At 69.7% G+C, this 25,733-nt stretch carries 22 protein-coding genes; 9 read left to right on the forward strand and 13 right to left on the reverse strand.

Annotation, left to right across the window (positions count from 1 at the left end; translation table 11 throughout):
• Window positions 1-66: 66 nt before the first annotated feature.
• Window positions 67-276 carry a CsbD family protein gene (locus LVJ59_RS13600; RefSeq protein WP_232763458.1) on the reverse strand — a complete coding sequence of 70 codons (210 nt, stop codon included), beginning with the start codon at window positions 274-276 and terminating at the stop codon, window positions 67-69.
• Window positions 277-467: 191 nt separating this feature from the next.
• Here LVJ59_RS13600 and LVJ59_RS13605 point away from each other — a divergent pair, with 191 nt between their 5' ends.
• Window positions 468-869 carry a hypothetical protein gene (locus LVJ59_RS13605; protein ID WP_232763459.1) on the forward strand — a complete coding sequence of 134 codons (402 nt, stop codon included), beginning with the start codon at window positions 468-470 and terminating at the stop codon, window positions 867-869.
• A gap of 12 nt (window positions 870-881) precedes the next feature.
• On the opposite strand, the gene LVJ59_RS13610 is transcribed toward LVJ59_RS13605, so the two are convergent.
• The gene (locus LVJ59_RS13610) at window positions 882-1,301 is read right to left on the reverse strand and encodes a hypothetical protein (RefSeq protein WP_232763460.1); all 420 of its coding nucleotides are present in this window, start codon (window positions 1,299-1,301) and stop codon (window positions 882-884) included.
• A 223-nt stretch (window positions 1,302-1,524) separates the two neighbouring features.
• Between LVJ59_RS13610 and LVJ59_RS13615 the strand changes: the two genes are divergently transcribed.
• Complete coding sequence (locus LVJ59_RS13615; RefSeq protein WP_131492322.1) at window positions 1,525-2,019, forward strand: FBP domain-containing protein; 495 nt, start codon at window positions 1,525-1,527, stop codon at window positions 2,017-2,019.
• On the opposite strand, the gene LVJ59_RS13620 is transcribed toward LVJ59_RS13615, so the two are convergent.
• The 6 genes from LVJ59_RS13620 to LVJ59_RS13645 are packed head-to-tail and all read right to left on the reverse strand — an operon-like array spanning window position 2,016 to window position 8,782.
• On the reverse strand, window positions 2,016-2,855 hold the full coding sequence (locus tag LVJ59_RS13620) for a PaaX family transcriptional regulator C-terminal domain-containing protein (protein ID WP_232763461.1): 840 nt from the start codon (window positions 2,853-2,855) through the stop codon (window positions 2,016-2,018). The genes LVJ59_RS13615 and LVJ59_RS13620 overlap by 4 nt on opposite strands.
• A complete protein-coding gene (locus LVJ59_RS13625) occupies window positions 2,845-4,083 on the reverse strand; it encodes a kynureninase (RefSeq protein ID WP_232763462.1) in 1,239 nt (412 codons plus the stop codon). Before LVJ59_RS13625 ends, LVJ59_RS13620 begins: the two co-directional genes overlap by 11 nt.
• Window position 4,084: 1 nt before the next feature.
• Entirely contained in the window at window positions 4,085-5,104 is a 1,020-nt protein-coding gene (locus LVJ59_RS13630) for a hydrolase (RefSeq protein WP_232763463.1), read from the reverse strand.
• The gene (locus LVJ59_RS13635) at window positions 5,104-5,955 is read right to left on the reverse strand and encodes a tryptophan 2,3-dioxygenase (protein WP_047524638.1); all 852 of its coding nucleotides are present in this window, start codon (window positions 5,953-5,955) and stop codon (window positions 5,104-5,106) included. The genes LVJ59_RS13630 and LVJ59_RS13635 overlap by 1 nt, the downstream gene beginning before the upstream one ends.
• Window positions 5,956-6,014: 59 nt before the next feature.
• Window positions 6,015-7,742, reverse strand: coding sequence for an amidase (locus LVJ59_RS13640; RefSeq protein ID WP_232763464.1), 1,728 nt, complete (start codon window positions 7,740-7,742; stop codon window positions 6,015-6,017).
• A complete protein-coding gene (locus tag LVJ59_RS13645; protein ID WP_232763614.1) occupies window positions 7,742-8,782 on the reverse strand; it encodes an agmatine deiminase family protein in 1,041 nt (346 codons plus the stop codon). The genes LVJ59_RS13640 and LVJ59_RS13645 overlap by 1 nt, the downstream gene beginning before the upstream one ends.
• An 80-nt stretch (window positions 8,783-8,862) precedes the next feature.
• Between LVJ59_RS13645 and LVJ59_RS13650 the strand changes: the two genes are divergently transcribed.
• Together LVJ59_RS13650 and LVJ59_RS13655 are read left to right on the forward strand one after the other, a co-directional pair.
• The gene (locus LVJ59_RS13650; RefSeq protein WP_232763465.1) at window positions 8,863-9,522 is read left to right on the forward strand and encodes a TetR/AcrR family transcriptional regulator; all 660 of its coding nucleotides are present in this window, start codon (window positions 8,863-8,865) and stop codon (window positions 9,520-9,522) included.
• A 10-nt stretch (window positions 9,523-9,532) separates the two neighbouring features.
• Complete coding sequence (locus tag LVJ59_RS13655; RefSeq protein WP_232763466.1) at window positions 9,533-10,906, forward strand: aminotransferase class V-fold PLP-dependent enzyme; 1,374 nt, start codon at window positions 9,533-9,535, stop codon at window positions 10,904-10,906.
• A 197-nt stretch (window positions 10,907-11,103) separates the two neighbouring features.
• On the opposite strand, the gene LVJ59_RS13660 is transcribed toward LVJ59_RS13655, so the two are convergent.
• Window positions 11,104-11,628: a TetR/AcrR family transcriptional regulator gene (locus LVJ59_RS13660; protein ID WP_232763467.1), complete on the reverse strand. Its 525-nt coding sequence runs from the start codon at window positions 11,626-11,628 to the stop codon at window positions 11,104-11,106.
• 80 nt (window positions 11,629-11,708) lie between these two features.
• Between LVJ59_RS13660 and LVJ59_RS13665 the strand changes: the two genes are divergently transcribed.
• On the forward strand, window positions 11,709-12,416 hold the full coding sequence (locus tag LVJ59_RS13665; protein ID WP_232763468.1) for an MBL fold metallo-hydrolase: 708 nt from the start codon (window positions 11,709-11,711) through the stop codon (window positions 12,414-12,416).
• A 17-nt stretch (window positions 12,417-12,433) separates the two neighbouring features.
• On the opposite strand, the gene LVJ59_RS13670 is transcribed toward LVJ59_RS13665, so the two are convergent.
• The 3 genes from LVJ59_RS13670 to LVJ59_RS13680 form a co-directional block, all read right to left on the reverse strand.
• Entirely contained in the window at window positions 12,434-12,991 is a 558-nt protein-coding gene (locus LVJ59_RS13670; protein ID WP_232763469.1) for a cysteine hydrolase family protein, read from the reverse strand.
• The gene (locus tag LVJ59_RS13675; RefSeq protein WP_232763470.1) at window positions 12,988-14,430 is read right to left on the reverse strand and encodes a cytosine permease; all 1,443 of its coding nucleotides are present in this window, start codon (window positions 14,428-14,430) and stop codon (window positions 12,988-12,990) included. Before LVJ59_RS13675 ends, LVJ59_RS13670 begins: the two co-directional genes overlap by 4 nt.
• 66 nt (window positions 14,431-14,496) lie before the next feature.
• Entirely contained in the window at window positions 14,497-15,780 is a 1,284-nt protein-coding gene (locus LVJ59_RS13680; protein WP_232763471.1) for a M18 family aminopeptidase, read from the reverse strand.
• Between the two features lie 151 nt (window positions 15,781-15,931).
• Here LVJ59_RS13680 and LVJ59_RS13685 point away from each other — a divergent pair, with 151 nt between their 5' ends.
• The 4 genes from LVJ59_RS13685 to LVJ59_RS13700 all read left to right on the forward strand — a co-directional run bounded on the left by LVJ59_RS13685 (window position 15,932) and on the right by LVJ59_RS13700 (window position 24,971).
• Window positions 15,932-21,472: a DUF11 domain-containing protein gene (locus tag LVJ59_RS13685; protein WP_232763472.1), complete on the forward strand. Its 5,541-nt coding sequence runs from the start codon at window positions 15,932-15,934 to the stop codon at window positions 21,470-21,472.
• Window positions 21,473-21,708: 236 nt separating this feature from the next.
• Window positions 21,709-22,572, forward strand: a complete 864-nt coding sequence (locus LVJ59_RS13690) for an EamA family transporter (RefSeq protein WP_232763473.1) — start codon at window positions 21,709-21,711, stop codon at window positions 22,570-22,572.
• A gap of 108 nt (window positions 22,573-22,680) precedes the next feature.
• The gene (locus LVJ59_RS13695) at window positions 22,681-24,108 is read left to right on the forward strand and encodes an HNH endonuclease signature motif containing protein (protein ID WP_232763474.1); all 1,428 of its coding nucleotides are present in this window, start codon (window positions 22,681-22,683) and stop codon (window positions 24,106-24,108) included.
• 113 nt (window positions 24,109-24,221) lie between these two features.
• Entirely contained in the window at window positions 24,222-24,971 is a 750-nt protein-coding gene (locus LVJ59_RS13700) for a TIGR00266 family protein (RefSeq protein WP_232763475.1), read from the forward strand.
• Window positions 24,972-25,039: 68 nt separating this feature from the next.
• Here the strand turns inward: LVJ59_RS13700 and LVJ59_RS13705 are convergent, their stop codons facing one another.
• The gene (locus tag LVJ59_RS13705) at window positions 25,040-25,696 is read right to left on the reverse strand and encodes a response regulator transcription factor (RefSeq protein ID WP_232763476.1); all 657 of its coding nucleotides are present in this window, start codon (window positions 25,694-25,696) and stop codon (window positions 25,040-25,042) included.
• Window positions 25,697-25,733 lie beyond the last annotated feature (37 nt).

Consider the following 25,733-nt stretch of genomic DNA (forward strand, 5'->3'; position numbering starts at 1 on the left):
TGACCCATCGAGGTGAGGCCCGCCCATCGGCGGACCTCACCTCTTCGGTGTCCGGGGGACCGGTCCTTACTTCTTGTCGAACGCGTCGCGGACGCTGTCTCCGGCCTTGCCGGCTGCGTCCTTCACTTCCTCGCCGGCCTGCTTGGCCGAAGCCTTCACCTGGTCCGCCTGGCCCTCGGCCTCGAGTCGCTCGTTGTCGGTGAGCTTTCCGACGCCTTCCTTGACCTTTCCGGCGGCCTTCTCGGCAGCGTGCTTCATGTCGTCTGCAGCACTCATGTTCTGCTCCTCTCGTGGGCGGATTCGATTGTGTCCGACCTTTCCACGCGGGCGCGGAAGCAGCTACGGGATTGACAATCGAGACGGGTCGTGTCAACGTTCTGCCCCCATCGACGCAGCGAGCGCGGAGGACTAGCCTGGCGCCAGGCGGGTGGTCCTGCCCGTCGACCCGACCGAGAAAGCGGTGTGCGATGGACGCGATGATGATGGGCGCCATGTCGAAGAACATGGAGTCGATGCCGGACATGCAGATGATGGACATGTCGGTGGTGCAGGCGTGCATGGACGCGTGTGCGGCGTGCGAACAGGCCTGCACGGTGTGTTCGACGCAGATGATGGATTGTTCTCCGGCCTGCATGAACTGCGCGGACATGGCGAGCACGATGATGCGATCGATGCTGCGGATGCAGGGGATGACGCCGGCCTCGATGATGGCGATGCTCGATGCGTGCATCGCCATGTGTCAGACCTGCATGGACGAGTGCATGGAGCACGCCGACATGAGTGAGGTCTGCCGTCTGTGCGCTCAGGCCTGCCAGGCGTGCATGGACGCGTGCGCGGCGATGAGGGACATGATGATGGCGGGTGCCTGAGCCGCGGTCGGCTCAGACGGCGGCGACGTTGAACTGCGTGCGTCCCACGGCGAGGACCGCGTAGCGGGCGTGCAGCGCCACCGGTGTTCCGGGCCCCGCCTCGAGTGCCGCGCCCGAGGCGTTCCACAGCGCGTGCACGGCGCCGTCGAGCGTGCGCACGACGAGGACGCCCGCCACCGGGTCGGACGCCTCCACGATGCCGTCGACCCATTCCGCGGAGGTCGCCGAGGCGATGCGCGCCTGGATCAGGTGCAGAGCGTGACCCGGAGCGAAGGACGAGCAGCGGCCGCCGTTGCTGCACATGCACGCCGCACGCTCACGCACCGGGACGGGCGAAAGGCGGTTGAGCGGCGTGGACACGGTGGTCTCCTTCGGATCGATGTTCTGAAAAGAGTAGGTCGCCTGCCGATCCCGGGCCAGGCGGCCCGACATGCGGCGAAACATATGGGTGTAGAATCGCCGGGTGCTGTCGTCGATGAGCGCCCCTCGGGCGCAGAGCGGAGCTGCAGGCGCCCCTCGCGCCGCAGACAGAGGCTGAGGACCGGCCGGAGGCGGAACCCCGTCGCCGGTGTCGCGTCGTACCCGGCTTCCCTGTCCGGGCTCCTCACTCCGATCGACTCGCCCGTCGCGGCGAAAACCTGAAAGCACTGCTCCCATGCGTCCCATCGACGAGCGCGCCATCCGCGCCTCCTTCCTCAACGCCTCCCGCAAGGAGGTCTCCGACCTGTCCCTTCCGCCCGGCTTCGCCGAGATCGACTTCGAGCGGCTCGACTTCCTCGGCTGGGTCGACCCGAAGATCCCCCGTCGGGCCTACGTCGTCACCTGGGTCGACGACGCCGTGGTGGGCGTCTTCCTGCAGCGCGCCGAGCAGCGGGTGCTCGCCCGCGCCCAGTGCTCGTGGTGCGAAGACGTCACGCTCCGCAACGACGTGCAGCTGTACGTCGCGCGCAAAGCCGGACCTGCGGGGCGCAAGGGCGACTCCGTGGGCGTCCTCACGTGCGCCGAGTTCGGCTGCAACCGCAACGTGCGCATCCTGCCGCCGCTGGCCTATCAGGGCTTCGACCGGGAGTTCGCGCGCGACTTGCGCATCCTGCGCCTGCAGGAACACGTGGCGGGATTCCTCGCCGAAGTCGGCGGGCGCGCGGACTAGACGGAACGTGCGCGCTCGGTGATCCGGGCGCGCACGTGCTCCCACGCAGGTTCCGCCAGAGCCGCCGACCGGCGGGCGAACTCGTCGAAGCTGCGCCGACCGGGCCACTCCGTCGGCAGCATCGACGGCGGCAGGCCCGGGTCGGTGTACGGCAGCACCCGCCAGCGGTCGATCAGCTGCACAGACGCGGCGAAGGGCTCCGTCGGCAACGTCGCGAGAGACGCCTGGAAGGCGAGGTGCTCGGCGCGCAGCGCGTCGAGGTCCCACCACTGGGCAGCCGCCTCGACGAGCGTGCTGGCTGGGGCAGGGGCGGAGGCCAGGAACAGCGTCGCCCAGCGCCGCGCGTCGAGCTCGTGGAGGATCTGCAGGGCCTCGTCCTTAAGGTGCCCGGGACAGATCCACAGCGCGGGCGACACGACTCCGGCACCGATCCACTGCAGTCGGCGACGCAGTTGATGACGGGTGCTGCGCGCGCTCTCCGGGATCGAGAAGGAGACCAGGCACCACGGGTCGGTATCCGTCATCTCGCGCATCTCGAAGATGCGACGGTCGCCGCGCTCCAGCATCGGGATCGCGGCCGGGTTCAACCGGTAGCCGATCGTGTCGTCGCGCTCGGCGAGCAGCAGCCCTTTCTGCTTGAGGCGGGTGATGCCGGTGCGGGCTTGCGTGGGCGGGATGCCGAGGTCGCCCGCGAGCGCCACCAGGTCCGCCGCCGAGATCCATCCGCCGAGAGGACGCAGGAAGACGCCGATGAACGTCCGCAGCAGTGAGGCCGTGCTGCCGGGACGCGCATCGATGTCGTCGAGGACGGGGGCGTCCGGGAAGTCAGAAGTCACCGGACTCCAGCGCGTCGCGGACGGCGAGCACACCCGTGATCGTCTCGACGTGCGAGGTGCTCAGCGGGGAGAGGCCGAGGCGGATGCCGTCGGGGAAGCGGAAGTCCGGGATGATCCCCTCCGCCCACAGCTTCCGCGTCACGTCCCGGAAGTCGGCATGGCCGATCGTCACGTGTCCGCCCCGGAGGTCTGCGTCGCGCGGGCTGAGCAAGCGCACCCCGAGGGGCGCGAGGACGGCATCGTAGGCGCGGACCGCCAGATCGGTCAGGGACCGGGATTTGGCACGCACGCTCTCGATCGTCGACCCCTCGATCAGGTCGAGCATCCCCTGCATCGCGAGCATCGATGTGACCGGCGGCGTGCCGCTGAGAAGCTGGCGGATATCGCCGGACGGCACGTACTCGGGGCCCATCGCGAAGATGTCGGCGGCACTCCACCACCCCTGGATCGGCTGCCGCAGCACGCCGTGGAGCCCGCGGCGGAGGTACGCGAAGGCGGGGGATCCCGGGCCACCGTTCAGGTACTTGTACGTGCAGCCGACCGCGAGGTCCACGCCCCAGTCGTCGAGCTGCATCGGCACGACGCCGGCGGAGTGACACAGATCCCACATCATCAGCGCGCCGGCCTCGTGCGTGACCGAAGTGATGCCGGGCATATCCGCCAGGGCTCCGGATCGGTAGTCGACGTGGCTGAGCGACACCAGGGCCGTGCGCTCCGAGACGACCGCGGCCACGTCGGCGACGGTCACGCCGGCCACGGGGTCGGGTTCCAGCCAGCGCAGCGTCAGGCCGGTCTCGGCGGCGACGCCTTCGGCCAGGAAGCGGTCGGTGGGGAAGTTCCCCGCCTCGATCACGAGTTCCGTCCGGGTGGGATCGGCGGTCGCGGCGGCACGCATGAGCTTGTAGATCAGCACGCTGGTCGAATCGGCCACGACGGTCTGGCCCGCGCCGGCTCCGAGTGCCACGCGTCCGATGCGGTCGCCCAACTCCATCGGCAGCGCCATCCACTGTTCGTCCCAGGAGCGGATGAGCCGCGTGCCCCAGTCCTCGCGCACGAACGCGGCGAGCTTCTCGGGGATGTCGCGCAGCGGACGGCCGAGGGAGTTGCCGTCGAGGTAGGCCGTGACGCCCGGGGCGTCGGCGAACGCGTCGAGGTGCGCACGCAGCGGGTCGGCGGCGTCGAGGGTGCGGGCGAGGTCGAGCAATTCACGGTCGAGGGGGTCGGTCATGTCACACCTTCAGGTCTGCGGGGATGAGGGGGCGGGCGGCGAGCGGGTCGGCTGTTGCGGGAGAGGCACCGGGAAGGAACAGGAGCGTCGCCGACGGGGCGAGCGGATCCATCGGGGAGAGCGCGTGCAGGAGCGCATCGGAGTGGAGGCCGGCCTCGCGGAGGGCGGCGATCTCCCGGGCGTTCAGGTCGTTGGGCATCGGCCCGTTGCCCAGGTCGGTCCCGTAGAGCACGGTCCCTCCTGCCGCGTGGAAACGGCGGACGTTGTCGATCGCGATCGCGATCGCGCGCGCGCGGCCGTCGTGGATGGCGAGGGTCGAGATCCACGATGTCGAGGCCGCCTGCCGAGCGATCTCCTCATCGTCGAGGCGTTCCGTGAACGGGGCATGGGCGAGGCGGGCAGCGCCGAGTGCGACGACGCGCTGCGCCTCACCCGGTCCTTCGGCGTGGGCGACGACCGGGAGGGAGTGGCTCGCGGCGATGCCGACGATCGTGCGGAACAGGTCGTCCGAGAAGACCGGTCCGGCCGTGCTGTTGCTCGTGACCTTGAGACACGACGCCCCGGTAGCCGCCATCTCGGCCACCACGTCCGCTGCTGCTCTCTCGTCCGCGACCTCGCGCACCGAGCCTTCCGGTGCCCACTCGCGGTCGGAGGGGTATCCACCCGGGGCGGCGACGAACGCCCCCGCGAACTCGACCACGAGCGCGCGCGGGTGCGGGATCGAAAACGTGCCGGAATCGCGGGTCGGAGGCGCGTTATTGATCCCGCCACGCGCGAGTCGGCGCAGCACGTCCGGGTTGCCGCCGAGGTCGACCACGCGTCCCAGGCGCGAACCCGACAACTGCGAGTGGTCGACGAGTTGCAGGTGCACGTGGTGGTCCGTGAACCCGCCCAGCACGACGCCGTCGAGGCGCGGGAGGTCGGCGTCGGAGTGCCCATCGCTCAGCCGCACCCGCCCGTCGACGAGCTCGACGACGCCCTCGCGCCAGCCGACCCCGTCGAAGAACGTCGCGGCGTGCATCAGCTGCCGATCTCGGTGCGCACGGTGTAGAGCTCGGGGAAGAATGTCAGATCCAGGGCGCGCTGCAGGAAGCCGACGCCGCTGGAGCCGCCGGTGCCGACCTTCATGCCGATCGTGCGGGAGACGGTCTTGAGGTGCCGGAAGCGCCAGAACTGGAAGTTGTCCTCGAGGTCGACCAGGTCTTCGCACGCTTCGTACAGGTCCCAGTACCGGTTCGGGTCCTGGTAGATCTCGCGGATCGCGGGCACCAGCTCCGGGGTCTCGCGGTACGGCTCGCGCACATCGCGGTCGAGGATCGACGACGGCACCGGCAGTCCGCGCCGGGCGGCGAACCGCAGGAACTCGTCGTACAGGGTCGGCTTCTCCCACTCGGCCGTGAGCAGCGCGAGGTTCGCGGGGTGGTCGGCGAAGACGTTCAGCATCTTCTCGTTCTTGTTGCCGAGGGCGAACTCCACCGCGCGGTACTGCACGGACTGGAACCCGGACGAGTTGCCGAGCGCTCCGCGGAACTGTGCGTACTCGGTAGGCGTGAGGGTGGCGAGCACCGACCACTGCTGCGTCATCACGTCCTGGATGCGCTTGACCCGGGCGATGCGCTTGAGTGCTTCGCGCAGGTCGTCACGGGCGAGCAGCTCCCGAGCGGACGAAAGCTCGTGCAGCAGCTGCTTGAGCCACAGCTCGGTGGTCTGGTGCTGGATGATGAACAGCATCTCGTCGTGGTGCTGCGGCTCGCTCACCGGGTGCTGTGCCGTGAGCAGCTGGTCCAGCGCCAGGTACGACCCGTAGGTCATCCGTCCGGACAGATCGGTGACGATCCCGGATTCGAGGGCGCGTTCGTTCTCGGTGCTCATGCGCCGAACATATCACTTCTGTGGCGAGCGTCACAGGTGTGAAATGTTCTCGATCCGGATCAGTCGTCCGACGGCAGGGCCGGTGTGCGCGGCGGGGGAGTGCGTCGCGTGCCCGGAGCACCGGTAGCTTCGAACGCCACGGCCAGGCGCAGCAGCATCGTGTCGTCGTACGCTCGTCCGGCGAAGGTCAGGCCGATCGGCATGCCGATGTCGCTCATCAGCCCCATCGGAACCGTGACCGTCGGGATGCCGAGGTGACGGATGGCGAGGTTACCGTTCGCGATCCAGGTGCCGTTACGCCACCCCAGGTCCGCGGACTCCGGGTTCACGTCCATGTCTGCCGGACCCACATCCGCGACCGCGGGGAACACCACGGCGTCGAGGTGGAGCGCATCCATCCACTCCTCGAGGTCGCGGCGACGCGTCTCCTCCAGGCCCCGCAACCCGTTTTCGAGCTCGGGCATGTCCGTGAAGGGGCTATCGGGGTGGCTCCGCACCCAGTCCGGATACTCGGCGATGTCGTCGTCGAAGCCGGTGTAGCGGTCGGGGAGGGCGCCTTCCGGGTGCGGGAAGATCGTGGCCCCGTCGACCTCCGTGAGCGTGCGGAGAGCCGGATCGCCGTTCGCCTGCAGGAAGTCCTCCCACGCCCACGCCGAGAGGTCGACGATCTCGCGTCGCAGGTACTCGGGCGACACCAGTCCACGCGTCGGGAGGGTGGGGGCGCCCGGGCGGTCTCCCTCGTAGTTGGACACCACCGGGAAGTCGACCTCGATCACGGTCGCCCCGGCGGCGCTCAGGTCGCGGCGTGCCGCCTCCCACCGTTCGATCACACTCGCTCGCGTCTCGATGCGCCGACCCGTCGGGCCGCCGATGCCCGGGGCCTGCGCGCTTCCGGCATCCGGATCCGCATTGATGTACATCTTCGGGATGCCGATCCGCATGCCGTCGAGCGCTGCCGGGGTGCCGCTGGCGAGGGCCGCATACGAGTCCGGTCGGACCGAGGCGGCCGAGGGGATCGGGACCCACGGCTGTGCCCGCCAGAAGTCGCCGCGGGAGTCGCGGTCGTCGGCGACGATCACCTCGAGCACTTCGAGCAGGTCGGCCATGGAGCGGGTGTGCGGCACCACCACGTCCATCGTGGGAACGAGTGGCCAGTTGCCCCGGGTCGAGATCACGCCGCGGGAGGGGGTGTAGGCGCACAGGGCGTTGTTCGTCGCAGGGCCGCGACCGGAGGACCAGGTCTCCTCTCCGAGCCCGAAAGCGGCGAAGCTCGCGGCGGTCGCGGTGCCGGAGCCGTTGGAGGAGCCCGACGCGAAGGGTGCGGTGAGGAACGCGGCTTTGTACGGGCTCTCCGCTCGGCCGTAGACCCCACGCTGCATGCCGCCGTTGGCCATCGGCGGCATGTTCGTCAGCCCGAGGCAGATCGCTCCGCCCGCGCGCAGGCGCTCGATCGTGAAGGCGTCGCGCTGGGCGATCAGATCCGCGAAGGCCGGGCTTCCGGCTGCGGCGGTGAGCCCCCGCACGAGGTAGCTGTCCTTCGCCGTGTACGGGATGCCGTCGAGGGGGCCGAGCACCTCGCCTCGGGCACGGCGGGCGTCGGAGGCCGCAGCCTCGGCGCGTGCGTCGGGGTTCGCGACCACCACCGCGTTCAGGGCGGTCGGCGTGCCCGGCGCATCGAAGGCGGCGATGCGAGCCCGGTAGGCGTCGACGAGGTCGACCGCGGTCGCGGTGCCGCTCTCGAGCGCGCGGCGCAGATCGGCGATGGAGGCTTCGACGACGTCGAACATCAGCGCGACCCGTCCACGGAAGGCTGCTGCTGCGTGATGCAGTGGATGCCGCCGCCGCGGTCGAACAGCGGGCGCGCGTCGACCGTGACCACGCGGCGTCCGGGGTACGCGTCCGCGAGGATCTCGCGGGCCGCGGCATCCGCCTTCTCGTCGCCGAACCCGCACGCGACCACACCGTCGTTCGTCACGAGATGGTTGACGTAGCTCCAGTCGACGGGCCCCTCGCCGTCGCTCAGTGTCGAGGGCGCGGGCAGGTCGATCACTTCCACGCGGCGACCGGCGGCATCCGTCTGCTCGGAGAGGAGGGCGCGAAGGTCGCGGGAGACGGCGTGGTCGGGGTGCTGCGGGTTCTGCTGGTCGTGCAGCAGGAGCCGGCCGGGGGAGACGATCGTGGCGACGATGTCGACGTGGCCGTTCGTCCCGAAGTCGTCGTAGTCGCGAGTGAGCCCGCGCGGCAGCCAGATCGCCTTCGTCGCGCCGATCGTCCTGGCCATCTCGGCCTCGATCCGCTGTTTGTCGGCGTAGGGGTTGCGTCGCGGGTCGAGCTGCACGGTCTCGGTGAGCAGCACCGTGCCTTCGCCGTCGACGTGGATGCCGCCGCCCTCGTTGACGAGCGTCGAGCTCACGAGCTCCGCCCCGACGGCGCCGGCCACGATGCGGGCGTGCTGTGCGGCCTTGCGCCATTCGGCCCAGTCGGGAGCGCCCCAGCCGTTGAAGATCCAGTCGACGGCGCCGAGCACGCCCGGGCGCTCGTCGTCGACGACGAAGGTCGGGCCGGAGTCGCGCATCCAGAACTCGTCGACCGGTGCCTCCAGGATCTCGATGCCGGCACCGAGCATGCGTCGGGCCCGCGGGATCTCGCTCGGGTCGACCAGCATCGTCACGGGTTCGAACTCGGCGACGGCGTGGGCGACGGCCGTCCAGGTCGCGTACCCCTCTTCGCGCTCGGCATCCGTGGCGCCGAGCGTCTCGCCCTCCGCGGGGAACGCCATCCAGGTGCGCTCGTGAGGTGCCGTCTCGGCGGGCATGCGCCAACTCATCGTGATCTCCTCGTCGACGATCTCGGGCGGACGGAATCCGCTGTTGAACACGTGATCAACGAGTGATACCGTAGCCCGCGATGAAGATCACGTCAAGAAGCACCGCGCCGCGGCGGATGCCCCCGGAGGAGCGCGAGCGATCGATCGTCGACGGCGCGATCGCCCTGGCACGCGAGGGCGGACTCGAGGTGCTCACGGTGCGTGCGGTGGCGGCGCGCGTCGGTGTCACCCCGGCCCTGGTCGCTCACTATCGGCCCGTCATGGACGCCTTCGTCGCCGAGATCTTCGGGTACATCGTCGCGGCCGAGCGCGATGAGGTGATCGCAGCTTTCGATGGTGTGGGTGACATCCGCGCGGGTCTGCACGACCTGATCGAGACCCTCCTCGACGGCGAGCGCGACGACGTCACCCTGATCTGGGTGCAGGCCTGGGCGCTCGGTGCCCGCAACGACATCCTCGCTGCCCGCGTGCGTTCCGAGATGGACGGGTGGCAGAGCGCTCTCGAGCAGATCTTCGTCCGAGCGGCGGCGGCGGGAGTGATCGCCGACGGCCGTTCCGACACCGCCGCGTGGCTCCTGCTCGCCATGGTCGACGGCATGAATGCGCACTCGCTCGTGAAGTGGGCGCCGAGCGATCGCGCCGACCTCGCCCGCCGCGCGCTGTCCGCCGTCCTCGACAGTGCCGCACCCCACGCGATCTCCCTCGCTTCCCCGACCGAACCCCGCACCGAAGACCAGTAAAGGAACGCTCATGGATGCTGTGCGCATGCACGCGGCTTCGCCCGAATCGACGGCGATCGTGGATGCCGTGCTCGACTACTCGCGCCGTCGCATGCTCGCCGCCGACGTGCCACTCGACAAGCCCCAGACCGAGGCGGAACTGAACCGTCTCGTGGGGGCGACGATCACCGACGCCGGGCTCGGAGCCCAGCGCGCGCTCAGCGTGTTCGAGCACATCCTCGCGCCGGCTTGTCTCACCACGAGCCACCCGCTCTACCTGTCCTTCATCCCGACCGCCCCGACCATGGCGGCCATCGCGTTCGACCTCGTCGTCTCCGCATCCGGTCTCTACGGCGGCAGCTGGCTCGAAGGTGCGGGCGCGGTGCACGCCGAGAACGAGGTGCTCTCGTTCCTCGCGGGGGAGTTCGGGCTGCCCGACACCGCGGGCGGTGTGTTCGTGCAGGGCGGCACGATCGGCAACCTGTCGGCCCTCGTCGCGGCGCGGGAGGCCGCCAAGGCCCGACTGGTCGCCCAGGGCAAGGAGCTCCCGGCGCGCTGGAAGATCGTGTGCAGTGCGGAGGCCCACTCCTCGAACAAGTCCGCCGCGCGGGTGATGGATGCCGACGTGGTGCTCGTGCCCGCGGGTGACGACGGCATGCTGCGTGCCGACGCGGTGCGCGAGGCGCTCGACACCCACGGCGACGAGATCTGCGCCGTCGTCGTGACCGCGGGTTCGACGAACTTCGGCATCGTCGACGACATCGAGGCGATCGCCGCGCTCAAGGACGAGTACGACTTCTGGCTGCACGTGGACGGTGCCTACGGGCTCACCGCGATGCTCGCGCCTGCCGCGCGTTCCCGCTTCCGCGGTGTGGAGCGTGCCGACTCGGTGATCGTCGACCCGCACAAGTGGCTGTTCGCGCCGTTCGACTGCTGCGCGCTGATCTACCGTGAGCCGGACCAGGGTCGCCGCGCGCACACCCAGCACGCCGAGTACCTCGACACGCTGACCGACGCCGATGAGTTCAGCCCCTCGGACTACTCGATCCAGCTGACGCGTCGCCCGCGCGGGCTTCCGATGTGGTTCTCGCTCGCGACCTACGGGGTGGATGCCTACCGCGAAGCGATCGGCGCGACCATCGCCCTCACGGAGCGCATCGCCGCAGAGATCTCCCGCCGCCCGGAGCTGCGCCTCGTGCGGGATCCGCAGCTGTCGGTCGTGGTGTTCGAGCGCGACGGCTGGGAGCGCGCCGACTATGACCGCTGGTCGGCGGAGCTGCTCGACTCCCAGCGCGCCTTCGTCGTGCCCAGCTCGCACGCCGGTCGGCCGAACACGCGCTTCGCCATCCTGAACCCGCTCACGACCTTCGAAGACCTCACCGGCATCCTCGACACCATGAAGTAGGCCGAGCTCTCGGGTGCGCCGCCCGGATGGCCGTGTCGGATGTCGGGAGGATTCCCGGATGTCGGGGGAGTCGGCCCGATCTTCCCGACATCCGTCCTTCCTCCCGACCGCCGTACCGGCGGCGGGTGCGGGTGCGGGAGCGCGCGCCGGGTGCGGGAGCGGGCGCCGGGTGTGGGACGGCTCTCGAGGGCGAGAGATCAGCCGCCCATGCCGGCGATGAGTCGCGTCAGCCCGTACTCGAAGGCGCGGTCGACGTCGCCGCCGAGGCGGAAGGCGCCGGCGAGCTCCATCTGCAGGAAGCCGGTCGCCCAGGCCGTGAAGAGACGGGCGGCGTCGAGGGCGTCGTCGTCGCCGACCAGAGCCGAGGACGCGCGGATCACCGGCGCGGCGGAGTGCGCGAGGGCATCCTGCGGGGCCGCGATCGTGAACATCAGCCGGAAACCCTCGGGGTTCTCCTTCGCGAAGCCGCGATAGACGTGCGCGAGGCCGGCGAGGTCGTCGCCCTCCTCCTCGAGCTGTGCGGTGAGGGCGTCGATCGTGGCCACGGCGACCGCGGTGTGCAGGGCGTCCCGATCGCGGATCCGCTTGTACAGCGAGGGTGCGCGCACGCCGACGCGAGTCGCGACCGCCTGCATGGTGAGGCCTGCTGGTCCGGCGGTTTCGAGGATCTCCCGTCCGGCGGCGACGATCTCCGCGATGGACGTGCGTTCGGGGGTCGGCATCGGTCCTCCTGGATGGCTATTGACATTAGCCATGATAGCTACGTATCGTAGCTATCGCAACAGCCCCGAGAGGATCCGCCATGAAGCTCGCACCCCACCTGCACCGACTGGGCAACGACATCGTCGCCTCCTACCTCATCGACCTGCCCGAGGGGATCACCCTGATCGATGCGGGTCTTCCCGGGCACTGGCACGACCTCCAGCGCGAGCTCGAGGTACTCCGCCGTCCGCTGTCCGATGTCCGCGGCCTCGTCCTCACCCACGGCGACAGTGACCACATCGGGTTCGCCGAGCGGCTGCGCACCGAGGCGGGGGTGCCGGTCTTCATCCACGCGGCGGACAGTCACCGCGTGCGCACGGGCGAGAAGCCGAAGACGGCGATGGGGCCTGCGAGGGTCGGGCCGACGCTCGGGTTCTTCGCCTACGCCCTCCGCAAGAACGCCCTGCGCACACCGCATGTCTCCGTGGTGACGGAGGTCGGGGACGGCGACGTGCTCGACCTGCCGGGCGCTCCCGTCGTGATCGGGATGCCCGGTCACTCGCCGGGCAGCATCGCGGTGCACGTCCCGGTCGTCGACGCCGTGTTCGTGGGGGATGCGCTCACGACGAGGCACGTGCTCACCGGCCGCACCGGCGCACAGCCCGCGCCCTTCACGGACGAGCCGGAGGTCGCTCTGTCCTCGCTCGATCGCCTGGCCGCGGTGTCGGCCTCCTGGGTGCTGCCGGGACACGGCGCCCCGTGGCAGGGAACGCCGTCCGAGATCGCAGCGGCCGTGCGGGCGGCCTGAGCGGGCGACGCCCTGGTTCAGCCGAGGATCGTGTCCGTGTCGCTGACGGTGATCTGCGGGGGATAGAGCCTCATCACCTGCAGGGCGGCCTCATGGTTCTCCGCCGTCGATCCGGCGCAGGCGTCTGCGGCGATCGTGACGTGGGCACCCGCATCCGCGGCGGCCAGCGCCGTCGAGATCACGCAGCAATCGGTCGAGACACCGGCCAGCACCACGCGGCCTCCGCGTCCGACCACGGTTTCGAGCTCGGGCCCCCACTTGCCGAAGGTCGGCAGGTCGATCGTCGGGTGGGTGCTCACGGTGGCCGCCTCCGGTACGAGCGCGAACAGCGGATCGCTCGGCGGCTGATCCGCGAACGGCCAGGCGTCGAAGTACGCACCCCACGACGTCGTCCGGTCGGCGGTCGGCATCCAGCGGGTCACGAGGACGCGGTCGCCGAAGGCGTCGGCCAAGGTGCGGATGCGGGGCATCGCCTCGTCGAAGAAGGGGGACCCCCAGGCGGACTCCGGCGCGGCGAAGATGGCCTGCGGATCGATCACCACCAGCCAGGTGTCGTCGAGCAGGCCCGCACTCACGCGTCCTCCTGGCGCCGGATCTTCCCGGCCCGGGCGAAGTACGTCACGAGGAACGACAGCACCAGCGCGAAGAACACCCCGAGGTTCGCGTAGGCCCAGTCCCCGTCCCGGCCGCCGACCAGGAACAGCAGATAGCCCTGCCAGTTGTTCCAGGCCGCGTCCTCGGCGAAGTTGTTCACGACCAGCCCCCATCCGATCACGCTGGTCACGACCATGGTGCCGATCGAAGTCCAGTCCCAGGCGCCGTAGCGGCCGCGGCTGTCGAACAGGGCATCCTCGTCGTAGTCCTTCCGGCGGCGCAGGATGTCGGCGATCAGGATGCCCGCCCAGGAAGCGAGCGGCACACCCAGTGTGATCAGGAAGCTCTGGAACGGCCCGAGGAAGTCGGTGGCGAAGAACACGACGAAGACCGTGCCGATGGTGAGGATCACTCCGTCGATCGCCGCGGCGGACGGACGGGGGATGCGGATGCCGAGGCTGAGGAGGGTCAGCCCCGAGGAGTAGATGCCCAGCACCGCCCCCGAGACGAGGGCGAGCACGGCCGTCAGCAGGAAGGGCACGAGCACCCAGGTCGGCAGGATCGAGGCGAGGGCGCCGATCGGGTCGGCGGCGATCGCGTTCATGAGCTCTTCGTTCGACCCGCCGAGCAGCAGACCGAAGACGACCAGGATGACAGGTGCGACCGACCCGCCGATGGTGTTCCAGGCCACGATCGCCCCGTCGGACGCTGTGCGCTTCTGGTATCGCGACCAGTCGGCGGCGATGTTGATCCAGCCCAGTCCGAACCCGGTCATGACCATGACGAGTGCGCCGATGACCTGACCGATGCCGCCGTCCGGGCGGGCCAGCACCGCGGCGAGGTCGATCTGCGGCGCCGCCAGGACGATGTAGATCACGGTGACGACGCCGGTGATCCAGGTGAGCACCGACTGCATCCGCATGATCGTGTGATAGCCCAGCACGGATGCCGTGACGATCAGCGCCGCGACGATCACGGTCGCGACGATCTTGAGTCCGATGCTGTCTCCGTCACCGCCGAGCTGGGTGATCACGGTCGCCGTGGCGAGCACGGCCATGATCGCGAGGAAGGTCTCCCAGCCGATCGAGGTCAGCCACGAGACGATGCCCGGGACCTTCTGGCCCTGCACGCCGAAGGCCGCGCGCGAGAGCACCATGGTCGGCGCCGAGCCGCGCTTGCCGGCGATCGCGATCAGCCCGCAGAGCAGGAACGACACCACGATGCCGAGGACCGACACGAGGGTCGCTTGCCAGAACGAGATGCCGAAGCCGAGCACGAACGACCCGTACGACATGCCGAAGACCGACACGTTCGCTGCGAACCAGGGCCAGAAGAGGTCGCGGGGTCGCGCGGTGCGCTCCGCCTCGGGGATGATCTCGATGCCCGCACGCTCGACGAGAGCCGGCTTGATGTCCGTCATGCTGACATCCTGGCACTGCCGCCCCGTCACCGGGCGGACTTCTGCGGTCGAACCGCGCCAGAAGGCTCAGCCGGTGAAGAACGCCTGTGCGGTGCGCGTGAGGTCGTGGAGGTCGGAGACCCCGGCGAGTTCGCGGGCGGAGTGCATCGAGAGGATCGGGATGCCGACGTCCACCGTGCGGATGCCGAGGCGCGTCGCGGTGATGGGGCCGATCGTCGACCCGCAGGGCACGCTGTTGTTCGACACGAACTCCTGCGCCGTCACCCCGGCCTGCTCGCACCAGGACAGCCAGGACGCGGTGCCGACGGCATCCGTCGCGTACCGCTGGTTGGCGTTGATCTTCAGGATCGGCCCCGACCCGAGCACCGGCTGCACGACGGGGTCATGCTTGGCGGCGTAGTTGGGGTGCACGGAGTGTCCGACATCGCTCGACAGGCACCACGACGACGCGTACCCTCGGCGCCGCTCGGAGGCATCGGCGCCGAGCCCGGCATACAGGCGCTCGAGCACGTCCTCCAGGAACGGGCCGGCCGCTCCGGAGCGCGACTCGGAACCGAGCTCTTCATGGTCGAAGGCGGCGAGCACGGCGATGGGGCCGCCCGCCCTCGGCTCGTGCGTCGCGAGCGCGACCACCCCGGCGTGCACCGAGGCGAGGTCGTCGAGACGGCCGGAGGCGAAGAAGGCGTCGTCCTTGCCGAACACGGCGCCGCGTGCGCTGTCGGCGATCACCACGTCGTATCCGCGGATGTCGGCGGCCGCCACCTCGGCGGAGGCGGCGAGCTCGGCGAGGATGTCGGCTTCACTCGCGTCACCCAGGCCCCACACCGGCTGCGTCTCGACCTGCTTGTCGAGGGCGAGGCCGTTGTTGACGCCGCGGTCGAGGTGGATCGCGAGCTGCGGCAGGCGCAGGAGAGGGCCGGTGTCGGCGAGCACCACGCGTCCGTCCGCGAGGGCCAGGCGTCCGGCGAGACGCAGTTCGCGGTCGAGCCAGGAATTCAGCAGCGGGCCGCCGTAGACCTCGACGGCGGCCTGCAGCCAGCCGCGCGACCCGGTGGTCGGCTGTGGCTTGAGCTTGAAGCCGGGGGAGTCGGTGTGGGCGCCGAAGATCTGCACGGGTGTCGTCGCCGTGGCATCCGCCGGCACGGTCCAGGCGATCGCCGCGCCGTCGCGGACCACCACATACCGCCCGCCTGCGGGTGCGGTCCAGGCGTCCTCCTCACGCAGCCGGGTGAACCCTGCGCTCTCCAGGCGTCGAGCGACCTCCGCCGCCGCGTGATAGCTCGACGGAGAAGCGGCGACGAAGTCGGCGAGATCCTCGGCGTGGGCGAGCGCGGCGGGGGTGACAGGCATGTCGTGACCTTCCTTCGGATGTGCGGTCCTTCGAGCGTAGTCCGGGCCTCCTTTCGGAATCAGCGCTACCGCGATTCCGCTCACCCGGGTTAGCCTGCCAGCGGGGGAGACGCCGGTTCGGGGTCTTCCGGGAACCGGGGAGAAACTTCACATGCGTGCGAACACACGTCTGTCCGTCCGTCGCGCCGTCGCGGCGGCCACATCGGCCTTGCTGCTGGCAGCGGGCCTCACGATCGTGACGGAGGCCGTCGCACCGACATCGGCGTCGGCAGCGCAGGATCCGACCAGCTGTCAAGGAACCGTCGCGCTCCAGAACGGCGGGTTCGAGGCGCCGGTCATCCCGAACGCCTCGGTGTCGCTGCTCAATCAGTCCCAAGTTCCCGCGTGGTTCACCACGGACACGCAGAACGCCATCGAGCTCTGGAGCAGCGGCTTCAACGGCGTCACCGCGGCCGCCGGCCGTCAGTTCGCCGAGCTCAACGCCTACAGCCCGAGCAGGCTCTTCCAGGACGTGGCGACGACGCCGGGGCAGACGCTCTCCTGGTCGCTGAAGCACCGGGGACGCGTCGGCACCGACGTGATGCGCGTCGTGATCGGCGCGCCAACCGGCGCCCTCGTCCAGAGTGGTCCCAACCTCTCCGACGGAACCGGCGCCTGGGGCACGCACACCGGCACCTACGTCGTCCCGGCGGGCCAGACGGTGACGCGCTTCGGATTCGAGGCGGTCAGCTCCTCGGGCGGCAACGCCTCCGTCGGCAACTTCCTCGACGACATCACCTTCGGCACCGGGCCCTGCCTGATCACGACCAAGTCGGTGACCAACCTCACTCGCGGTGGCACGACCGCTGAGGTGGGCGACACGCTCCGCTACACCGTCACGACGAACAACGGCGGCGGCAACCCGGCGACGCAGTCGGTGTCGTCCGACGTGCTCGCCTCCGGGATCGACTTCGTCCCCGGCTCCCTCAAGATCATCAGCGGTGCCGGCATAGGCACCCTCACCGACGCCGCCGGCGACGACCGAGGCACCTACACCTCGGGCAACCGCACGGTGCAGGTGCGCCTCGGCGACGGCGGGAACGCCACCGTCGGCGGATCCATCGGTGTCGGCGCCAGCACGAGCTACACCTTCGACGCCAAGGTCAACGTCTCGTCCGCGGCGACCACGATCATCAACGAGGCCCGGGTGGCCTTCCGGGACAACGTGGTCGGACAGGACCGCACCTCGGTCAGCCAGGAGACCCAGACGCCGGTGAACCCGGCCGCCGATCTCGCGATCACCAAGAGCATCGACACGGATCCGCTCGTCGCCGGCGAGCCCGTCACGTTCACGATCGGGGTGACGAACAACGGACCGCAGACCGCGACGGGCGTGACCGTCACCGATCCCCTCCCCGCAGGGATGACGAACGTCACAGCCGACCCCGGAGCCGGCGCATGCACGGTCGCGGCGACGGTGACGTGCTCCGTCCCCGACCTGGCCGTCGGTCAGAGCACCCAGATACAGGTGACCGGCACGCTGTCGCCCTCGGCCGACCCCGGCGCCTCCGTGTCGAACACGGCCACGGTCACCGGTACCCGTACCGACCCGAACCTCGCGAACAACTCCGCCAGCGTGGTGAGCACGCTGTCCGCGGCTACCGACGTGTCGATCGTCAAGACCTTCTCCCCGTCCGTACCGGTCGCCGGCGAGCAGGTGACCTACACGCTCTCGGTCTTCAACGCCGGACCGTCCGAGGCGCGCAACGTCGTGGTCACCGACCCTCTGGACCCGGACACGACCTTCATCAGCGCCGATCCCGGACAGGGGACGTGCTCGGCCCAGGCGTCGCTCCTGACCTGCCAGGTGGGAACGCTCGCGCCCGGCGCCAGCTCCGTCGAGACCTTCGTGGTGGTGGAGATCAACCCCGGCGCGACGGCCGTCCTCCAGAACACCGCGTCGGTGACCACGAGCACGACCGACACGAACCCCGCCAACAACGTCTCCTCCGTCAGCTTCCAGCCCGACGTGATCGCAGACATGGCTGTCGAGAAGACGGCATCCGCGGCGCAGGTCTCCGCGGGAGACGTGATCGACTTCACGCTCGCAGTGAGCAACCTCGGATCCTCCGACGCAGTCAACGTGGTGCTCGCCGACACGCTGCCCGAAGGATTCAGCGTGACCGGCGTCGACGGCCCTTCGGGAGCGGACTGCACCTCCACCGGGACTTCCATCCTGTGCGACTGGGCGTCGTTCCCGGTCGGCGGCCCTGCGAACGTGGTCGTGCACGCCGTCGTGGCCGCGGACGCCCCGATCGGGACGGTGACCAACACCGCGGCGGTGGCCGCTCCCGCGGACGACCGCGACACCACGAACAACGCCAGCTCCGTCGACGTCGAGGTCGTGCAGAGCGCCGACCTCAGCATCCAGAAGACGGCGCCGGCCACCGGTGAGCCCGGCAGCGCCTTCACCTACACGCTCACGGTCACGAACGACGGTCCGTCCGTCGCGCGCGGTGCATCCGTCACGGACACGCTCCCCGCCGGATTCCTGGATGCCACGGTCGACGACCCCGGCTGCTCCATCGTCGGGGGCACCGTCGGGTGCGAACTCGGTGACATCGCGCCGGGAGGATCGGTGGTCGTCGAGGTCACCGGAACCTGGAGCACCACGGCGATCGGGGTCGTCTCGAACACCGCGACGACCACGTCGGCGACCCCCGACCCGAACACCGACAACAACACCTCGACCGCCGATGTCACGCTCGCACCGAACGCCGATGTGAGCGTCGTCAAGACCACCTCGACCCCGACGGTCCCGCTCGAGGGAACCGCGACCTTCGAGGTGACCGTGACCAACGACGGTCCGTCCGCGGCCGCCGGCGTCGTGCTGGACGAGCTCATGCCCGCCGGTTTCACACTCACCGGAGCAACGCCCTCCGTCGGCACCTGGTCGATGGAAGACGCGCAGTGGACGGTGGGGACGCTCCTGCCTGGGGAGTCGGCGACGATCACCGTGACGGCGACGGCCACCATGGAGGGCGCTCTGGTCAACACGGCTGTCGCGAGTTCACGAACGCCGGATCCGGATACGTCGAACAACACCGGCACCGCGACGGTGACGGTGACGCCGTCGGCTGACCTGGCGATCGAGAAGACGATCTCCGCCGATCCGGCACCGCTCAACGGCGCCGTGACCTACACGCTGGTCGTCACCAACAACGGCCCGAGCCCCGCATCGGCCGTCGTCGTGTCGGACGCGCTCCCCGTCGAACTGCTGAACCCGTCGACGACCACTCCCAACTGCGCGATCACGGGATCACAGCTGGAATGCACGCAGCCGACCCTCGCCGTCGACGCCACCTTCACCGTGACCGTGACCGGTACGGTCGACCCGTCGACCGCGGGAACGGCGCTGTCGAACACGGCGACGGTGACCTCGGACACGCCGGACCCCGATACGGACGACAACACCTCGACCGTGACCGTCCCGGTATCCGGCACCCCGCAGGTCGAGCTCGTCAAGAGTGCCGGCGCTCCGACGGATACCAACGGGGACGACCGCATCGGTGCCGGCGATACCGTCGCCTACACCTTCACGATCCGCAACACCGGCGACGTCACGCTCACCAGCGCGGTCATCACCGACCCGCTTCTGGGCGGCGCTGTGGCCTGCGCGGCGTTCTCCGCACCGCTGGTGCCGGGGGCATCCGTCACCTGTGCGCCGGTCGCTTACACGCTGACGCAGGCGGACGCGGACGCGGGGACCGTGAACAACACCGCCTCGGTGACCGCGCAGTCCGCTCAGGGGCCGGCGACCGACGATGCTGAGGCGAACGTCACGATCGCGGCGACCAACAGCATCAGCCTCGCCAAGACCCCGTCGACCGTGGTCGACGTGGACAACGATTCGGCCGTCGGCGCCGGTGACACCGTGGACTACACGTTCCGGGTGACGAACAACGGGACCACGACACTGCGCGACGCCGTGATCACCGACCCGATGCTCGGCGGCACCGTCACGTGCCCCGAACTCAGCGGCGCAGAGCTCGCACCCGGGCAGTCGGTCTCGTGTACGCCGATCACCTACACGCTCACGCAGGACGACATCGACGCCGGGCTCGTGCACAACGAGGCCTCCGTCACGGCGGACGCTCCGATCGGTACGGTGACCGATGACGCGCAGGCCGACGTCGACATCACGGGGACCGCCGCGATCGAACTGCTCAAGAACGTCGGGCGGGTGCTCGACGCGAACGGCGACGGATTCATCGGTGCCGGGGATACGGTCGACTACACGTTCTCGGTGCGCAACCTCGGAACGACGACTCTGAGCGCAGTGTCGATCTCGGACCCACTGCTGGGGGCCGGCGAACTGTGCACGATCGGCACCCTCCCGCCCGGCACATCATCCGCCTGCGGCACCTTCACCTACACGCTCACGCAGGCGGACGTGGAGGCGGAGATCGTCCGCAACACGGCGACGACGACCGGCACCAGCCCCCTGGGGCCGGTCACGGACGACGCCTCGGCCGACGTCGTGATCACCGGCACGAGTGCGATCGAGCTGAGCAAGACGGCGGGTGCGATCGCGCTCGGAGCGGACGGCCGGGCCGGTGCCGGCGATACGGTCGGCTTCACCTTCACGATCCGCAACACGGGGACGACGATTCTCCGGGACATCGTGCTCGACGACCCGCCGCTCGGAGGCTCGGTCGCGTGCGCTGCGCTCGACGGACTGGCGCTCGACCCGGGCGATGAAGTGATCTGCGGGCCGGTCGACTACACGCTCACGCAACAGGATGTCGACGACGGCGTCGTGCACAACGTGGCCACTGTCGAGGGGCAGTCGCGCAACGGCAGTGCGGAAGACGATGCGGAGGTCGATGTGCCGGTCGTCGGGGCGGACGACATCGCTCTGTTGAAGTCTGCGGCGGCCGTGGTCGATGCGAACGACAGCGGACGCACGGATGCCGGTGACACGATCGCGTACACGTTCACCGTGACGAACACGGGCACCACGACCCTCTCGGATGTCACGGTCGATGACCCGCGCCTCGGCGCTGCCGTCACCTGCGATGCGACGGAGCTCGCGCCGGGGGAGTCGACGGTCTGCTCCGCCGGAGCCCCCGCGGAGCTCACGCAGGCCGAGATCGACACCGGGGAGATCGAGAACACGGCCACGGCCACGGGGACGGGCACCTCGGATGTGCCGCCCGTAGCCACCGATACCGTGGTGACCCCGCTCGCGGCACAGCCGGCCATCGCGCTGACGAAGACCGGCGGAGACTACGTCGACGTCGATCGCGACGTGAAGGTGACCGCGGGAGACACCATCGCCTTCCGGTTCACGGTCACCAACACGGGAGCAGTGACGCTGACGGACGTTCAGATCGACGACGGGAAGCTCGGCGGCCTCGTCGACTGCACGATCCCCGATCTCGCACCCGGGGCCACGGCGGACTGCGGTCCGGTGACGTACGTCCTCACGGCGGCCGATGTCGCGGCGAGCACAGTCGTCAACGTGGCGACGGTGAGCGGCATCGGCGGGACGGTGACGGTCACCGCCGCCGCGACCACGACGGTCGACCTGAACGGGCTCGCGGCCACCGGTGGCGTGATCACCGGGCTCGGCTGGGCTCTCGCCCTGCTCGCGGTCGGAGCCCTCGTGCTTCTGATCGCGCGCGTTCGTCGCCGCGAGATCCAGGTCTGACCCGGCTTCTGCCGCGCGAAGCGCCCCGCTCCAGGGTCGAGCGGGGCGCTTCGCGTTCCCGGGTGTTCACCACGGCGCGGTAGGGTCTTCTCGATAGCGCCTAGGGTTCCGGGGTTCGCACCCGTCTGGTCCGAGCGGCGCCACGGCACTCCTCCGCAGGAGAGCCGTCATCTGACAGGACAAAAGCCCGGAGGACCCTGTTCGTCGCGCCGTGCGTCGGACGGAAGGGTCTCGCGGTGTCGCCTCTCGCCTTCGTCCTGGTCTTCGGAGCCGCCATCGCCCACGCGGCGTGGAACATCATCGCGCACGGCATCAGCAGGGCCGGAGCGCCGTTCTTGTGGTGGGGTGCCGTCGGGAGCACCGTCGTGTGGGCCGGAGCCGTGCCGTTCACAGGCGGCCTCGGTACCGACGACGTGGGGTCCTTCGCCCTCGGTGTCGTCGTCTCGTCGATCCTTCACGTCGGCTACATGGCCGTCCTCCAGCGCGGGTATCAGAGAGGCAACCTCTCCACCGTCTACGCGACCGCCCGCGGCACCGGCCCCTTCCTCTCCGTGATCGTCGCCGTACTGGTGCTGGGGGAGCGCCCGTCGGCGGTCGCGCTCGTGGGCGTGGCGGCGGTGATCGTCGGGGTCGTCGCCGTCGGTCTCGTCGATCGGGGCAGAGGGGCGGGGACGGGGCGGATCGATCCCGGCATCGTGTTCGGCCTGCTCACCGGCGTCGCGATCGCGATCTACACGATCTGGGACGCTCACGCGGTGCGCACGTGGGACCTCTCGCCCGTCGCGTTCATGGTCGGGACCACGGTGTTGCAAGTGCCGTTCTACTCGATCGCGGTTCGTCGCCGCTGGGGTGCGGTGTGGGCGCTCGGCCGCACGCAGTGGCGCCGCATCGTCGCTTTCGGGATCCTTTCCCCGCTGTCGTACATCCTGGTGCTGACGGCGATCCAGATCGCCCCGGTCGCGCTGGTCGCACCGTTGCGCGAGGTGAGCGTCGTGCTGGTGAGCCTCTTCGGGGTCTTCGTCCTGCGGGAATCGCGTCCGGGATGGCGGATCGCCGCATCGCTCGTGGTCGTCGCGGGGATCGTGCTGCTCGCGCTCTGAGCGTCGTGGTCCGCTCCCCGCCGAACGCATTCCGGGATATCGCGAAACACCTCCTGAACAGGCCTGTTTCGGGCTCGAAATGTCAGTGGTCGGGCGTTGAATGAGGGCATGCACCCGCTTCTGGACTCTCTCGATCAGGTGGTCACCGACCTCGATCGAGTGCTCTCCAGCGGAGGGTTGGCGGGGCAGACCGATGCCGGGCGGATGGAGGTGCTCCGCACCGCAGGAGAAGCGCTGCGGCGGGTGGAGGCGGTGATCGTGGAGGCGGTTGCATCGACCGACCAGCGGTTCTCCGACGGCTTCGGGTGCCGCTCACTGAACGAACTGCTGCAGAGGGTGCTGCGGCTCGACGCGCCGGGGGCCTCGCGAGTCGTGAAGGCAGCCTCCGCCGTGCGTCGCGAGGTGTCGTTGTCGGCGGGGGAGCGACTGCCCGCTCGGTACCCCGCGCTGCGTGAGGCACTCCTCGACGGTGCGATCGGCGTGACCGGCGTACTCGCGGCCACGACCCCGATCGATCAGGCGGGCGATCGCATCGGTACCGCGGAGCGGCTGGTGGCCGACGCGGCGCTGGCAGACATCGCCCGCGGCTGCCCCACTGCGGACGACGTCGCGGATGCCGACTCCGCGCCGCCCGCGACACCCGACGACCTTCGTCAGTTCGCGCAGGTGCTGGCCATGACGCTCGATCCGGATGGCGCTGAGCCGTCCGACCTCCGGGCACAGCAGCAGCGGTTCGTGACGGTCGGGCGCCTCCGCGACGGGGTGCATCCGCTGCGAGGCAATCTGCTGCCGGATGCCGCGGCGCAGCTGCAGCTGATCCTCGACGCGCAGTGCAATCCGAAGACCGGCGCTCCGGTTCCGCCCGGCGTCGTCTTCCGCGACTCCGAGGGAGAAGCGCCGGACGCTGAGCCGTGGAACACGGATCCGCGGCACGTGATCGACGGGCGCTCCGCGGCGCAGAAGCGACATGATGCGCTGACCGTCGCGTTGGGGATCGCAGCGCGCCATGACGAGATGCCGAGCCTGGGCGGCGCCGCCCCGACTCTGGTCGTGCAGGTGGGGGCCGAAAGTGTGGCGACCGGCACGGGATGGGCCACGATCGCGAACACGCAGGCGCCGGTCCCTCTCGGAGTGGCTTCGCAGGTCGCGTGCGCGGGAGCGATCCAGCGTGTCCTCACCGACGAGGGGCGGATCATCGGCGTGACGGTCAGCGATCGGGTGTTCACCGTGCACCAGCGGCGCGCGATCGTCGCGCGCGACGGGGAGTGCCTGATTCCGGGGTGCCACGTTCCCGCGTCCTGGTGCGAGATCCACCACGTGGTCGAACATGCCCGGGGTGGCCCCACCCAGACCGACAACGGCGTGCCGTTGTGCTGGTGGCATCACCGTTCGCTGGAGACCTCCGGATGGGAGATCAGGATGAGCGAGGGGCTTCCGCAGATCCGCGGTCCCGCGTGGTGGGATCCGGGGCGTCGCTGGCGCGCTCCCCATCGTCCGGTTCCGTCGAGCGTTGCGGGGACATGCCTCGCTCAGTGATCGCCGTCTCTCAGTGATCGGCGTCTCTCAGTGATCGGCGTCGCGGAAGAACGCATTCCGGTATATCGCCAAATCCCTCATTTTGCACGCCCTATAGCAGTTATCCTTGCTGCATGTCAAGCTTTGAACTTCTTCCGAACGAGGGCGCCGCGACCGGCTTCGGCTACCGCGTCGACTACCGCCCCGCCTTCCCCATGGCCACCGTGGGTCTTGCCGCCGGCGCGTCGATGGCAGCCCAGGCCGGGGCGATGGTCTCGATGAGCGCGTCCGTCGAACTCACCTCCAAGATGGAGGGCGGGATCATGGGGGCGATCAAGCGCTCCGCCGCCGGCCGCTCGGCGTTCGTCTCCACCTTTACCGCGGGACGTGAAGGCGGTGAGGTCGTGCTCGCACCGGCCACCCTCGGCGACGTCGTCCCCGTGCGGCTCGACGGTGAGTACCTCATCGCGGCCTCGGGTTACCTGGCCAGCGAACCGGCGATCGACATCGACACCCGGTGGGGCGGCTCCGCGGGTTTCTTCGGTAGCAACAGCCTGTTCATCCTGCGTGCGAGCGGCTCCGGAGTGATGTTCCTGACGGCGTTCGGCGCGCTCCACCAGAAGAAGCTCGCTGCGGGCGAGGAGTACATCGTCGACACGGGGCACGTTGCGGCCTGGGACTCGAGCCTGAAGTACAAGACCAAGAAGGCTGCGAGCAGCCTGTTCCGCTCGGTCACCTCCGCCGAAGGACTCGTCGCGCACTTCACGGGGCCGGGCGTCGTTCTGATGCAGACCCGGAACGTCGAGGCCTTCGCGGGTTCGCTGAGCCCCTTCATCGGTGCGTCCAGCGGCTCCGGCGGCGACACCGTCAGCATCTTCGGCTGACCCCTCTCGCGCCTGAGCCCCGCGTCCCTCCCGTCGACCGACTGTCGAGGGGAGGGACGCGCTGGTTCTCAGCGGAAGTTGACGAGGCCGGCGTGCGCGGCTGTGACCAGGATCTGCACCCGGTCGCGCAGGTGCCACTTCGACATCATGCGTCCGAGGTGGGCCTTCACTGTCCCCTCGGAGACGATCAGTGCTTTGGCGATCTCGGCGTTTGACATGCCCTTCGCGAGGCACTGGAGCACCTCCGCCTCCCTCTCAGTGAGAGGTTCGAGGGCATCCGCATCGGCGGTCGCCGGGGTGGAGTCGCGGACGTGCTTGATGAGCATCGATGCGATCCGGGGGGAGAGCGAGCTCGCTCCGCTGTGCACCTCGCGCACCCCGATGACGATCTCTTCGGCGCTGGAGTCTTTGAGGAGGTAGCCGGAGGCGCCTGCGCTCAGCATGGGGAGGACCGTGTCACTCCCGTCCAGCGTCGTCACGGCGAGCACTCGGACGTGCGGCCAACGTTCGGCGATCACCCCCGTGGCCTCGATGCCGTCCATCTCGGGCATCTGCACGTCCATCATCACGACGTCGGGCTGCTCGCGCTCGACGGTGGCGATCGCCTCGAGTCCGTCCTCCGCCTGGGCGATGACGGTGATCTCGGGGTCACGGGAGACGAAGTGAGACAGCGCCGAGCGGACCAGCGGATCGTCGTCGACGATCAGGACACGGATTTCCTGCATAGAGGGAAGCCTAACGGCGTGAGCGGCTCGACGACCG

Source organism: Microbacterium sp. KKR3/1 (assembly GCF_021272365.1).
Lineage (GTDB): Bacteria > Actinomycetota > Actinomycetes > Actinomycetales > Microbacteriaceae > Microbacterium > Microbacterium aurugineum.